This window comes from Actinacidiphila sp. bgisy145 (assembly GCF_057708125.1).
Genome location: NZ_JBYIRL010000039.1, coordinates 21091 through 33448 on the forward strand (window position 1 = coordinate 21091; position 12358 = coordinate 33448).

Consider the following 12358-nt stretch of genomic DNA (forward strand, 5'->3'; position numbering starts at 1 on the left):
GAGCAGCGGTCAGGACAGGGCGTAGACCCGGGCCCAGTCCACCTCGTACACGGCGCTCTGCACGGGGTCGGTGTCGTTGTCGCGCACCGCGTCCAACTGGAGGGTCTGGTGCAGCGACCCGGCGCACTGGACGCACCGGCGTACGTCGTCGGCGCCGCCGGAGAAGCTGTACCACTCCGCACCGTCGAGGTAGCCGGTGACATGGTCCGGCGTCCACTCGACCGCCACGTCGTGCCACTGCGTCATGTCGACACCGCACTTCTGCGCCGACTCCTGCTGCGTCGGCACGCCGGCGTCCTGGGGGTAGTGGATGTTGGCCTGCGCGCAGTCGCCTCCCGGCACCTCGTCCTCCAGGTAGTCGTACTCCCCGTCCTGCGGCCAGCTCTCGGAGTCCGGCCACAGGATGAGCAGCGGGTGGTACGTCCACGCGGCCCCCGCCCCCGTGGGGTAGGACCGCACCCGGGCCTCCCACCTCCCGTACTGCTGGCCGAACCGCGACGCGAGCCACCCCGTGGTGCCGTCCCCGTCACCGACTTCCTCCAGAACGCCGCCCACGACCCGCGCGTTCTGCGGGCAGCGCTGCCCGTGACCGCCGTTGCCCGGCCAGCAGCCGTCGCTGTCCCCCGCCGTCTCCCACTTGGCCGGGTCGGGTGGCGCGGGCTGGGACGGCGAGCCGTAGTCGAACTCGTCGGTGCCGTCGGGGAGCGGGGTCCCCCAGCCGTACCGCTCCGCCGCTGAGACACCGTCGTCCGACGGCGCCGCGGCGGCCGCCCGCGGGCCGCCTTGTGCCGGGCCCGCCACGGCGACGAGCACCGCCACCACCGCGCTGACGGCGAGGCGGGCACCCCGCCCGCGCCGCCACCGGCCGGTCCGGGACTGCCGGTCCGTCCTTTCCATCCTTCTCCTCCGTTCCTCCGTCTCGACCGAGCGGGCACGGCAGATCCCCACCCCCGTGGAGGATCTGCCGGCCGAACCGCGTTGGCGCGGCCCGCCGCAGGACAAGTCCACCGCGCGGCGGGCTTGTTCGGCAGCCCCGCCGAGGGTGGCGAACAATCCGGCGGCCCCCGGACCGGCCCCGCCTCGGCTCCGGCGCGCGCCCGAACCGCCCGTCCCGGCAGCGCCGTTGGAGCACCCGGGCCCGTGAGCCGTTGTTCGCCCCCGGGGCGGAGGTGTCGAACAACCCCGTGCCCGGGGTGAGCTGGACACCGACGGCCCACGGGCCGTTCTCGCCTGCCTGTGCGGGACGGCAGCACGGCACGGACAGAACTACGGAGGACAGATGGCCGAGACGATGCGCGGCGCCGCGCCCGGTGAACCGGTCGCCGACGGCCCGGCCCCGCAGGAGGTGTCGCAGGAGGTGTCATGGTGCGCGGACCTGGCCGGCATCCGGCTGTACCGGCGCAACGCCTTCGCCGTCACCGGTCTGCCGGCGGACACACGGGAGTCCGGCGTACAGCGGTTCCGGCAGGAGTGGCAGGACCGGCAGGACGTGGCAGCGACCTGGCCGGGCGCGGCCGGTTCCCCGCTGGCCGGGCCCTTCGGCGCGCAGGAGGTGCGCGCGGCACTCGAGGCGTTCTCGGACCCGCGGCGGCGGTTGGCCGACGAACTGCTGTGGCTGTGGGACGGCGCGGCTCTCGGCTGCTCCTGCCCGGACCCGGTCCACCGCCGGCACGACGAGGCGGTGCGGTGCCATGCCCTCGCGCTGGAGGCGGCGGCCGGGCACCGCGAGGCCGCGCCGGAGGAGCGCGTCGAGCTGTGGGGGTGGGCGGCGGACGCCTGGGGCGCGCTGTGCGGGGGACCGGAGTTCGCGCGGCACGTCGCCGAACGGGTCAGGGCGCTGGGTGACGCGCGCTTCGGTGCGGTGGAGGCGGACGAAGTCGTCGCCGCTGTGCCGCGGTTGCTGGTCTCCCCGTTCCGCGAGATGGCCGCGGACGCCGACCTCGCGCCCGGGCTTCCCGAGCTCTGCGCGCGGTGGGCGCGGCACGCGGTGTTCGCCGGGCCGGTCACCGAGGTGTTCGAGGAGGTGGCGCGGGAGGGTGTGCGGACGGTCGCCGAGGGGCTGGCCGCGGTGGAGCGGAAGCGGGCGGACCGCGGCTACCAGGACGCCGTCCTGCTCGTGGAGCAGGAGGTGGTGCCGGCCTTCGAACAGCTGACCCGCCTGGGCCCGCTCGTCCCGGCCCCGCGGTGCGAGGAGGCCGCGCACCTGCTCGCCGCCGGGCTCGACGACCTGGTCGGAGACCTACAGGACCACTACGTCGGGCTCATCCCGAACGGGAAGCAGCGCCGGACGGTGATCGAGCTCGCCGAGAAGGCGTACGCCGTCGCTCCCGAGCCCGACCGGAAGGCCCTGGAGCGGAAGCGGGACGTCGTACGGCGGCAGTTCGGCGGCAGCGGCCCGGTCCCGGCACTGGAGACGGCGACCCAGACCCGCCTGCGGCAGATCGGCTGTCTTTCCGCCCTGCTGTTGTTCGTGGTGCTCCTCATCTTCAACGGCCCGATGATGGCGGCCGCCGGGACGTTCCTGACGGTCATCATCTACCTCCGCATCCGCATGGTCTTCCGCCTGGTCCAGTGGCTCGTGCGCCGCGTCCGGCGGCTCGTGCGGTCGGTCGGGGACCGCCGGAGTGGACCGGCGTGAGCCGCGGTGCGAGGACCAGGACCGGGCGGGTGCGGACCGGGCGGGTGCGGACCAGGCGGGTGCGGACCGGGCGGGTCCCCGGGCGGTCGGCCTGGAGCTGGTCGGCCGCAGTGTGGCAACTCCCCGTGCTCTGGGCGGCCTGGCCCTGGTACGACCACGAACGGGCCGTCTGGGTCCGCGTCGTAGTGTTCGTATCGGTCGTCCTCGCCACCGTGGTGATCGCGGTGGTGCCGGCGAAGACGGCCTGGTGGCACGGCTTCCACCGCAACTACGTGTGGGTGGTCTGCTCCGCCGTCTGTGCGGCAACGCTGTGGGGCGCCTTGCACCTCGCGCACGGTGCGGTCGGCGACCACCGGCTGATGCGCGGCCCCACCGCCACCGTCACGGCCACCCTCACGCAATGCAGGGGAGGCACCTTCGAGGGCCTCCCGACCTGCCTCTACAGCTGGACCGTCGACGGACACCGCGGCCGGCAACGGGACGTCGTCGCGTCGGCGACGCACCATCCCCGCCAGAAGCAGATCCGCGTCAACACCGACCAGAACGTCGAGCTGGTCCATACCCGCTTCAGGGAAGTCGCGAAGTGGACCGTCGCCGGCCTGCTCCTCGCGATCGACCTCGCCGTGTTCACCGCCGGGCGCAGCGCCTTCGAGCGGAACCTTGCGGATGGTCAGCGCCGACGGCGGCCTTGGTGAGCAGCACCGTGGCCACTGCCGGCAGGCCGGGTGCGTCGGGAGCGGCGGGTGCGTCGGGCACGTCGGGCGCCTTGTCGCCGTACAGGGGGCGTCACTTGCCGCGTCACTTGCCGCTGTAGACGGGGAAGGCGCTGTGCTCGCCGTAGTCCACGTCGCGCAGGTTCCGCAGCAGGTCCATGTCGGCGCCGGAGATCTCGAAGCCGACCTCGGCGTTGGACCGCATGTGGTCGGGGTTCGCGGTCTTGGGCAGCGACACCGTGCCCAGTTGGAGGGTGTAGCGGATGCACAGCTGGGGGACGGACACGCCGTACTTCTCCGCCATCGCCCTGACCTCGGCGTTCTTCAGGATCGCGCCGTGGGCGATCGGCGAGTACGCCTCCACGAGGATCTGCCGGCTCGCGCAGTAGGTCAGCAGCTCGGAAGGGGTGTTGCCGGCGTGCACGAGCAACTGGTTGACGTGCGGGGCGACCCGCGCGCCGTCCAGGACGTTCTCCAGGTCCTGCTGCTGGAAGTTGGAGACGCCGATGGCACGGATCGTGCCGGCCAGGTGGGCGTCCTCCAGGGCACGCCACGCCTCACGGTTGCCCTGGGCGTAGTCGCCGCCGCGGAAGTCGTCCCACGGCTGCGGGCTGTGGATCAGCATCAGGTCGATATGGTCCAGGCCCAGCTTCGCCAGCGAGCCGTCGATCGCGTCGACCGCATGCTGGTAGTCCTTGATCTCCGCGGCGAGCTTGGTCGAGACGAACAGCTCGTCACGCGGCACCCCGCAGGTGCGCACGCCCTCGCCGACGCCGCGCTCGTTGCCGTACGCCTGGGCGGTGTCGATGTTGCGGTAGCCGATCTCGACGGCCGCGCGAACCGCGTCGGCGGCCTTGTCGTCGTCGATGAACCAGGTGCCGAGCCCCAGCGTGGGGATCTCGACGCCGTTCGCCAGGGTGTAGGTCTCGTCCAGGACGGTCATGCGCTCGCTCCGTTCCTCGGCAGCTGCCCGTACACCTCGTCGGCGACGGGTTCGAGCCACTCGTTGCTGACGTTCTCGCCCGGCGTGATGAAGGCGACGTGGGAGAACCACGCATCGGCCTTCGCGCCGTGCCAGTGCTTCGTGCCCGCCGGGACGCGGACCACGCTTCCCGGTTCCATGCTGACCGGAGCCTCGCCGTCGGCCTGGTACCAGCCGCTGCCCGCCGTGCACAGCAGGATCTGGTCCCCGCCGCCGGCGGTGCCGTGGTGGATGTGCCAGTTGTTGCGGCAGCCCGGTTCGAAGGAGACGTTGCTGACGGGAACGCTTCCCGAGGCGAGCGGGGCCAGGTAGCTCTGGCCGACGAAGTACTGCGCGTAAGCGTCGTTCTTCTCCCCGAGCGGGAAGATCTGGTCAAATCCGTTGCCGGCCATGTCGTTCTTTCTTTCCGTCTGTTTCGGCCCGCCTCACCGTGCGGTGCGGGTGCCGTCTTCCGGGGTCTCGTCTTCCCGGATGTCGTCTTTCCGGCTCGCGTGCGCGCCTGCGCTCAGGCGGAGCGCTCGTCGGCGATCTTCTTCAGCTGCGTGATCGCGGTCATGGCGTTGGGCCAGCCGGCGTAGAAGGCCAGGTGTGTGATCGCCTCCGACAGCTCCTGCACGCTCAGCCCGTTCTCCAGCGCCTTGCCCAGGTGGAAGGGGAGCTGCTCGGTGCGGTACAGAGCCGCCAGCACGCTGACCGTGACCAGGCTCCGGTCGCGCGGCGACAGCTCCGGCCGCTCCCACACGTCGGCGAACAGCACGTCATTGCTGACCTCGACCAGCTTCGGCGCGATACCGGCCAGCTCCTGGGGTGCGGACAACTTGGCCATCGGATGTCTCCCTGCAACGAAACGAACACATGGACCGGCACGGATACGGCTCGGACCCACCGTCTGCCACCGGCGGCCCGACGGCATCTCCAGCGGAGGCCGCGGTGCCGTCGGCGCGGCGCCGCATCCCTGCCGACTTCAAGAAAACCGCAGCTCACAGGCCCGGGAAAGGCACCGCCGTTACAGGTACTGACAGGACCCCCCACCTCTGCTCCACCCCGCCTAGCCTGGACGGCATGGACACCGCCCAGGAGATCCGCGAGTTCCTCGCCACCCGCCGCGCGAGGATCACCCCGCAGCAGGCCGGGCTGCCCGCCTTCGGCGGTGGAAACCGCCGGGTGCCCGGGCTGCGCCGCGAGGAGGTCGCCCTCCTGGCCGGAGTCAGCATCGACTACTACGCCCGCCTGGAACGCGGCCAGCTGGCCGGGGCCTCCGAAGAGGTCCTGGACGCGCTCTGCCGCGCCCTCCAGCTCGACGACGCCGAACGCTCCCACCTGCACGACCTGGCCGCCGCCCAGCGCCGGCGGCCGACCCGCCGCACCACCCGCCGGACCGGGGCCACCGTCCCCGCCAGCCTCAGGCGGGTCCTGGAGTCCATGACCGGCTCGCCGGCCTTCATCCGCAACGGCCGCCTCGACATCCTCGCCGTCAACGACCTCGGCCGCGCCCTGTACGCCCCCCTGTTCACCGCCACGGCCCCCGCCACCGCCCCGGTGAACATCGCCCGCTTCCAGTTCCTCGACCCCGCCGGCCGCGGCTTCTTCCCCGACTGGGCCACCTCGGTCAACACCACCGTCTCCCTGCTGCGCACCGAAGCAGGACGCGCCCCGTCCGACACCGAACTGACCGGACTCATCGGCGAACTCGCCACCCGCAGCGACGAGTTCCGCGCCGCCTGGGCCAAGCACAACGTGCGCCTGCACCAGACCGGACGCAAGGCGTTCCGCCACCCGGCGGTCGGCGAGATCACCCTCGACTTCGACACCATGCAGCTACCGGGCCAGGCCGGGCTGACCCTCACCGCGTACAGCGCCGAACCGGGCACCCCGGACCACGACTCCCTGCTCCTGCTCGCGTCCTGGGCCGCGACGGAACAGGAACGAGCGGACACCGGACCCTGACCACCCCGGCCACACCGGCGGCGGGCAGAACACATACGGACCCTCGGCGACAGCCAGGTCAGGGGACGCCCCAGCCTCCGTCGGGTTCGCCGCCGACGTGGGTCAGTGCGGCCTGGTGAAAGGCCTTGAGCCGGGCCGATTCCACCGGCGGCCGCCAGACGAAGCCCCATTCGTAGGGCGGCGCGTCGCCGAGCGGGACGTAGGCCACGTCGGGACGGGCGTAGGAGGCGGCAGCGTGGGCGGATGCGGGGTAGACGCCACGTCCGGCGCCGACCAGGGCAATGAGCTCCTGGACGGTCTCCCCATCCTCGCCGCGTCCGACCAGGCGGCCGTCCGGGGTGCGCGCCGGGACGTGGTGCGCGTCCCAGTCGTCGGGGAGGGAGCGCGGTGAGCGCAGCACGGTGTCGCGGGCGAGGTCGTCGAGGCGGACGCAGGCGCGTCGGGCGAAGGGGTGGCGGGCCGAAACGACGAGCGCGTGGGGTTCGCGGACGAGCACCGGTCCGACGGTCAGGTCCGGCTCCCGACGGGCCGGGAGCACAGGAGGACGTCGATCTCGCCGCTGCGCAGCGGCACGTAGCCGTCGCTGAACTGCACCTCGCGAATGTGTATTTCCACGTCGGTGTGCCGACGCCGCTGCGCTCCCCTCGCGCTCCCTCGGACCTCTGCAAGCGCCACCGGTCGGCCTGTCGGACAGACGAAGCGCCGGCGAAAGGTAAAAACCCCAGGTCGCGAACTGTGCGACCTGGGGTTCCGGTGGAGCCGCCTTCGGGATTCGAACCCGAGACCTACGCATTACGAGTGCGTTGCTCTGGCCAACTGAGCTAAGGCGGCTTGGTGCGGGTGGTGCACTGCTTCGGACAAGGGTGTCAGCAGCAGCGGGGGAAAGTCTACAGGGTTCCCGGGGGTGGTCGGGACCGCGGGGGGATCATGGGGAGGGGCTGGTCACGGGGGTGGTCACCGGGCCGGGCGGGGCCGGGTGGGGGGCCGGTTGCGGGGCGGGGGCGGGTCAGGAGCAGGTTTTGCCGTTGGGCGGAACCGTCCCCGCCAGGAGGTAGGCGTTGACGGCGGAGTCGATGCAGGAGGACCCGCGGGCGTAGGCGGTGTGGCCGTCGCCCTGGTACGTGAGGAGGTGGCCCGAGGAGAGCTGGGACGCCAGGGACTTCGCCCAGGCGTACGGGGTCGCCGGGTCGCGGGTGGTGCCGACCACGAGGATCGGGCCGGCCCCGTCGGCGGTGATCTTCGCGGCGTGGCCGGTCGACGCGACCGGCCAGTACGCGCAGCCGAGGGACGACCAGGCGAGGGTGGTGCCGAAGAGCGGGGACGCCTTGCGGAAGGAGGGCAGCGCCTTCTCGACGTCGGCGGGGGACTTGAAGGCGGGGGGCAGGTCGAGGCAGTTGACGGCGGCGTTGGCGTACATCAGGTTGCTGTACTTGCCGCTGTCGTCGCGCTCGTAGTAGCTGTCCGAGAGTTGGAGGAGCGCGTCGCCCTGGCCCTTGGTCGCGTCGGTGAGGGCGCTGCGCAGGCTCGGCCAGGCGGACTGGTCGTACATCGCGGAGATCACACCGGTGGTGCCGAGGGCCTCGGTGAGCGGGCGGGAGACGTCGCCGGTCTTGAGCGGGTGGGCGTCGAGGGAGGCGAAGAGCGCGGTGAGGTGCTTGCCGGCGTCGGCGACGGAAGTGGTGCCGAGCGGGCAGCCGGAACGGGCGACGCAGTCCTTCGCGAAGGCGTCGAACGCGACCTCGAAGCCGCCGGCCTGGGTGCGGCTGCTGTCGAGCGCGCTGATCGAGGGGTCCATGGCGCCGTCGAGCACCAGGTGGCCGACGTTCTTGGGGAACAGCCCGGCGTAGGTGGCTCCGAGGAAGGTGCCGTACGACTTGCCGATGTAGTTGAGCTTCTTGTCGCCGAGGATGGCGCGCAGCACGTCCATGTCGCGGGCGGAGTCGACGGTGGAGACGTGGGCGAGCAGCTTGCCGGAACGGTGTTCGCAGCCGTTGTCGAAGGTGCGGTCGGCGGTGGTGACGGCCTTGATCTCGGCGCTGTCGTCGGGGGTGGTGTCGACGGCCGTGAAGGTGTCCATCTGCTTGTCGGTGAGGCACTCGACGGGCTGGCTGCGGGCGACGCCGCGCGGGTCGACGGCGACCATGTCGTAGCGCGAGGTGACGGCGGAGGGGTAGCCGAGGGCCGCGTACTGGAGGTAGTCGATCGCGGAGCCGCCCGGGCCGCCCGGGTTGACCAGGAGGGAGCCGAGCTTGCCGCCCTTGCCGGTGGCCACCTTGCGGGCGACGGCGAGCTTGAGGTCGTCGGCGGCCACGGGGTGGGCGTAGTCCAGCGGGACCTTCATCGTGCCGCAGTCGAAGCCCGACACGCCGCAACTGTGCCAGCTGATCTTCTGGTTGTAATACGACGCCAGGTTCGCGCTGATGCCGCCCGCGGCGGAGCCGGCCGCCCCGGAGGACGCGGCGGTGGACCCGGCGGAGGCGCCGGGCGAGTCCGCGGCCGCCTTGTGACCGCCCCCTCCCGAGCAGGCGGACAGCAGCAGCCCGGTCACCGCGATCACGGTGGCGGGCATGCGGAGCAGGCGCATGGAGTGCTTGGCGGCTGGCATCGGCGGCTCGGGTCCTCCCGTTGACGTGAGGCGAGCGTATCCGGCGTGGGGCGCCGAGGTTCGCCACGCCTGTCGCCTTTTGAGTGATTCCGGGTTTTACGGGTGGTTACGAGGTGTGACGAGGGGGTGGGTGGGCATTCAAGAGGTGTGGGGCTGGTGGGGTTGGCCGGGCCACAGTGGCGGATGAGGGTGCGGGCGCGGTTGGGCGCGGGGTAGGGGTGGGTGCGTGGGTGGTGCGGGTGAGCGGCACGGGTGGACGGTGCGTGATCAGGGCGCCGTGGCGGGTCGGTGCGCGGGCGGCGGCGCGGAGGAACTGGACGCGGAGGGCCTGGGTGCGGAGTGGGGTGCGGACGGCGCGTGGGGCGCCGGTGCGGAGTGGGGTGTGCGCGGGGCCTTGGTGGTGGCCGCGGATGTGGCGCCGGGTGCCGAGGCAGGTGTCCTGGCGGGTGCCGTCGCGGTGGAAGGGCGGCGGGGCGGCCCGGCGGGAGAGGTGGCCTTCGGGGCGGCCGGGGCAGTAGGCGTGGGCGTGGCGCTCGGTGCGAACGGCGACCCGGGCGTCGGGGTGAGGCTCGCCGTCGGGGTACGGGCCGGGCTGTCCAGCTTCTCGGTGAAGTAGGCGGCGGCCTTGGCCGGCAGGTCCCGCGCGCTGCGTACGCCGTCGAAGAGCCGGACCTGGTCGCCGGTCGCCCCGAGCGAGTTGCGCAGCCGTACGGCGGAGGCGCGCTGTGCGGTCTGCGTGGTGGCCGCGGCGAGCAGGAGGGACGGATAGCGGCCGGCCGGGCGGGCGATGGCGGGGTAGTCGCCGGAGATGCCGACGGCGGCGGCGTAGCGGTCCGGGTGGGACAGCGCCTCGCGGACGGCGCAGGGCGCCTGTGTGCCGAACCCGATCACGCCGTGCGCGGTGCGGGCGGTCAGGGTCCGGTAGCGGGCGGCCACTTCGGTGAGGACGGCCGCGGAGTCGGTGGTGCAGCTGGGCGGAATGACGAGGAGGAAGGAGTTGGCACGGCCGCGGTCCGTCTGCGCGGCGAACGCGGAGTACAGGTCCGCCGCGGCGGCGGAGCCGGACCGGGCGGCGGACGAACCGGACGACGGACCGGGCGAGGGCGAACCGGACGGGACCGCGGACGGCGAGGAGCGCGCCGAGGAGGAACGCGCCGAGGAGGGCGACGAGAGCGAGGAGGCATGGACGATGACGACGGGATAGGCGACGCCGGCCGCGGCCGGCGTGGTGTAGCGGTGCGGCAGCCATACGCGGGTGCCGTCGCGCAGCTCCTCCAGGGTGCCGCCCGCGGGGTGCCCGAGGAGGCGCAGTTCCGGCGGCGGCGCGGGCGCCGGGGTGCCGGCCGGGGTGCGTACGCGCGTCGGCGGCACGGCGGTGGGCCGGGACATGCGCGCGGCCACGGCACGGGTACGGCCCGGGACGGCACCGGCGTCGTGCAGGAGCGGTACGGCGAGGGTCGCGGCGAGCAGTGCCGTCACCCCCGAGGCGCCCGCGCGCAGCAGGGTGCCGCGGTGGTCGACGGGCAGCTCGTACACCCGGCCGGCGCGCTGGCCGTACCAGTACCGCAGCGCGCGCACCGCGAGCAGCACGGCCGCGCCCAGCGCCGGCAGGAGGAGGAGTACGAGTACGGCGTCGGCCACGGCAGGGCCCTTCCGGGACGGCAGCGGCTCCGCGGGGACACGGCGGGTGGCGGGGGCGCTGCCAGCACCTTGCATCGGCGGCCGCCCGGTGGGCGGTACCCGGCTGCGCCCGGGCGCGGTGATCACCCGAAGGCAGGACAAGGTCACGATCTGCGGGAGGAGGAAGGGGAGGAACGGTGAGGAAGGGAGGAGGGTGCCGGGCGTCCGGTCAGGTGCGGTCCGGGTCCGGGTGCGGGTCCGGGTGCGCGGGTCCCGGGCCCAGGCGTCGGCTCAGGCGCGGCCCGGCCCGAGCGTCCGCCCCGCCCCGCCCGGCCCGGCTCAGGCGCCGCCCGACCCGGGCGTCCGGCCCGCCCCCGCCCCGGCCCCCGCCCCGGCCCCGGCCCCGGCCCCGGAGAAGGCTCAGCCGGCGCGCAGCGCGAGCGTGAGGGCCTCGACGGCGAGGAGCGGCGCCACGTTGCGGTCGAGCGCCTCGCGACAGGCGAGCACGGCGTCGATGCGCCGCAGGCTCTGCTCGGGCCGGGAGGCGGCCGCGATCTGCTCGATGCCGTCGATGACCTCGATGTTGGCCACGCGGTCGGGTGATCCGCCGAGTTGGAGGTTGAGGACATCGCGGTAGAAGCCGGCGAGGTCGGTGAGCGCGAGGTCGAGGGTGTCGCGCTGGGTGCGGGTGGCGCGGCGCTTCTGGCGGTCGGCGAGGTCCTTCATCACCCCGGCGGTGCCGCGCGGCATCCGCCCGCCGGTGCCGGCCGCGGCGCCGAGGGCGGCGCGCAGTTCCTCGGTCTCCTTGGCGTCGACCTCCTCCGCGACGGCCTTGGCGTCCTCGCCCGCGGCGTCGACGAGTTCCTGGGCGGCGCGCAGGCAGCCGCCGATGTCGGCGATGCGCAGCGGGAGGCGCAGGACGTTGGCGCGGCGGGTGCGGGCGGACTCGTCGGTGGCCAGCCGGCGGGCGCGGTCGATGTGCCCCTGGGTGGAGCGGGAGACGCGGGCGGCCAGGTCGGGGTCGATGCCGTCGCGGCGGGTGAGGACGTCGGCGACGGCCTCCGGGGAGGGGGTGCGCAGCGTCAGCAGCCGGCAGCGGGAGCGGATGGTGGGCAGCGCGTCCTCGACGGAGGGCGCGCACAGCAGCCACACCGTACGGGGGGCGGGCTCCTCGATCGCCTTGAGCAGCACGTTCGCGGCGCCCTCGGTGAGGCGGCCGGCGTCCTCCAGGACGATCACCTGCCAGCGGCCGCCCGCCGGGGAGAGGGAGGCGCGGCGGACCAGGTCGCGGGTGTCCTTCACGCCGATGGTGAGCAGGTCGGTGCGGACGGTCTCGACGTCGGCGTGGGTGCCGATCAGGGCGGTGTGGCAGCCCTCGCAGAAGCCGCAGCCCGGAGGCGCGCCGAGTTTGCGGTCCGGGCTGACGCACTGGAGCGCGGCGGCGAACGCCCGCGCGGCGGTGGCGCGGCCGGAGCCGGGCGGGCCGGTGAAGAGCCAGGCGTGCGTCATCCGGGAGGCGTTGGCGGGGGCGGCGCCGGGCTCGCCGCCCTGGCCGCCGGACACGAGCGCGTCCGCGGCCTGGGCGGCCGCGGCCAGTTCGGCCACCACGGCGGGCTGGCCCACCACGTCGTCCCACACGGTCATCGCGACCGCACCTCGCCTCACATCACGTCCGGCGGCGCCCGGCGGTTCCCGGGTGCCCCTGCGTGCGGACGGCTGCCGTACGACGGCGCCGCCCGCTCCCCCATTCTGCGGGACGCCCCGGACAGTCCGGCCCGCGCGCCCGGCCGACCGGCACCCGCGCAGACCGCACACACCGCACGGCACCGCGGCGGCGCCCCGCCCGGGCACTG

The 12358-nt window shown here is 73.8% G+C and carries 11 protein-coding genes and 1 tRNA gene; 3 read left to right on the forward strand and 9 right to left on the reverse strand.

Features of this window, described 5'->3' with window-relative positions:
* Nucleotides 1-9 precede the first annotated feature (9 nt).
* Nucleotides 10-897, reverse strand: coding sequence for a glycoside hydrolase family 16 protein (locus AC3ERT_RS28965; protein WP_435177700.1), 888 nt, complete (start codon nucleotides 895-897; stop codon nucleotides 10-12).
* Between the two features lie 382 nt (nucleotides 898-1279).
* Between AC3ERT_RS28965 and AC3ERT_RS28970 the strand changes: the two genes are divergently transcribed.
* A complete protein-coding gene (locus AC3ERT_RS28970; RefSeq protein WP_435177702.1) occupies nucleotides 1280-2638 on the forward strand; it encodes a hypothetical protein in 1359 nt (452 codons plus the stop codon).
* A 110-nt stretch (nucleotides 2639-2748) separates the two neighbouring features.
* Nucleotides 2749-3333, forward strand: a complete 585-nt coding sequence (locus AC3ERT_RS28975; RefSeq protein WP_435177704.1) for a hypothetical protein — start codon at nucleotides 2749-2751, stop codon at nucleotides 3331-3333.
* Between the two features lie 103 nt (nucleotides 3334-3436).
* Here the strand turns inward: AC3ERT_RS28975 and AC3ERT_RS28980 are convergent, their stop codons facing one another.
* The 3 genes from AC3ERT_RS28980 to AC3ERT_RS28990 all read right to left on the reverse strand — a co-directional run bounded on the left by AC3ERT_RS28980 (nucleotide 3437) and on the right by AC3ERT_RS28990 (nucleotide 5159).
* Complete coding sequence (locus AC3ERT_RS28980; RefSeq protein WP_435128642.1) at nucleotides 3437-4294, reverse strand: aldo/keto reductase; 858 nt, start codon at nucleotides 4292-4294, stop codon at nucleotides 3437-3439.
* Nucleotides 4291-4725 (reverse strand): cupin domain-containing protein, encoded by a 435-nt coding sequence (locus AC3ERT_RS28985; protein WP_435128645.1) that lies wholly within the window; start codon nucleotides 4723-4725, stop codon nucleotides 4291-4293. The genes AC3ERT_RS28980 and AC3ERT_RS28985 overlap by 4 nt, the downstream gene beginning before the upstream one ends.
* 113 nt (nucleotides 4726-4838) lie before the next feature.
* Complete coding sequence (locus tag AC3ERT_RS28990; RefSeq protein ID WP_435177706.1) at nucleotides 4839-5159, reverse strand: carboxymuconolactone decarboxylase family protein; 321 nt, start codon at nucleotides 5157-5159, stop codon at nucleotides 4839-4841.
* Nucleotides 5160-5395: 236 nt separating this feature from the next.
* Between AC3ERT_RS28990 and AC3ERT_RS28995 the strand changes: the two genes are divergently transcribed.
* A complete protein-coding gene (locus AC3ERT_RS28995; protein WP_435177708.1) occupies nucleotides 5396-6280 on the forward strand; it encodes a helix-turn-helix transcriptional regulator in 885 nt (294 codons plus the stop codon).
* Between the two features lie 58 nt (nucleotides 6281-6338).
* Here the strand turns inward: AC3ERT_RS28995 and AC3ERT_RS29000 are convergent, their stop codons facing one another.
* From AC3ERT_RS29000 to AC3ERT_RS29020, 5 genes are all read right to left on the reverse strand, one after another.
* Entirely contained in the window at nucleotides 6339-6776 is a 438-nt protein-coding gene (locus AC3ERT_RS29000) for a LysR substrate-binding domain-containing protein (protein WP_435177710.1), read from the reverse strand.
* A 258-nt stretch (nucleotides 6777-7034) separates the two neighbouring features.
* Nucleotides 7035-7111: transfer RNA gene (locus AC3ERT_RS29005), tRNA-Thr, on the reverse strand.
* A gap of 175 nt (nucleotides 7112-7286) precedes the next feature.
* Nucleotides 7287-8885 carry an alpha/beta hydrolase gene (locus tag AC3ERT_RS29010; protein WP_435177713.1) on the reverse strand — a complete coding sequence of 533 codons (1599 nt, stop codon included), beginning with the start codon at nucleotides 8883-8885 and terminating at the stop codon, nucleotides 7287-7289.
* Nucleotides 8886-9152: 267 nt separating this feature from the next.
* Nucleotides 9153-10526, reverse strand: coding sequence for a hypothetical protein (locus AC3ERT_RS29015; RefSeq protein ID WP_435177715.1), 1374 nt, complete (start codon nucleotides 10524-10526; stop codon nucleotides 9153-9155).
* A 399-nt stretch (nucleotides 10527-10925) separates the two neighbouring features.
* Nucleotides 10926-12149: a DNA polymerase III subunit delta' gene (locus tag AC3ERT_RS29020; RefSeq protein ID WP_335970473.1), complete on the reverse strand. Its 1224-nt coding sequence runs from the start codon at nucleotides 12147-12149 to the stop codon at nucleotides 10926-10928.
* Between the last annotated feature and the right edge of the window lie 209 nt (nucleotides 12150-12358).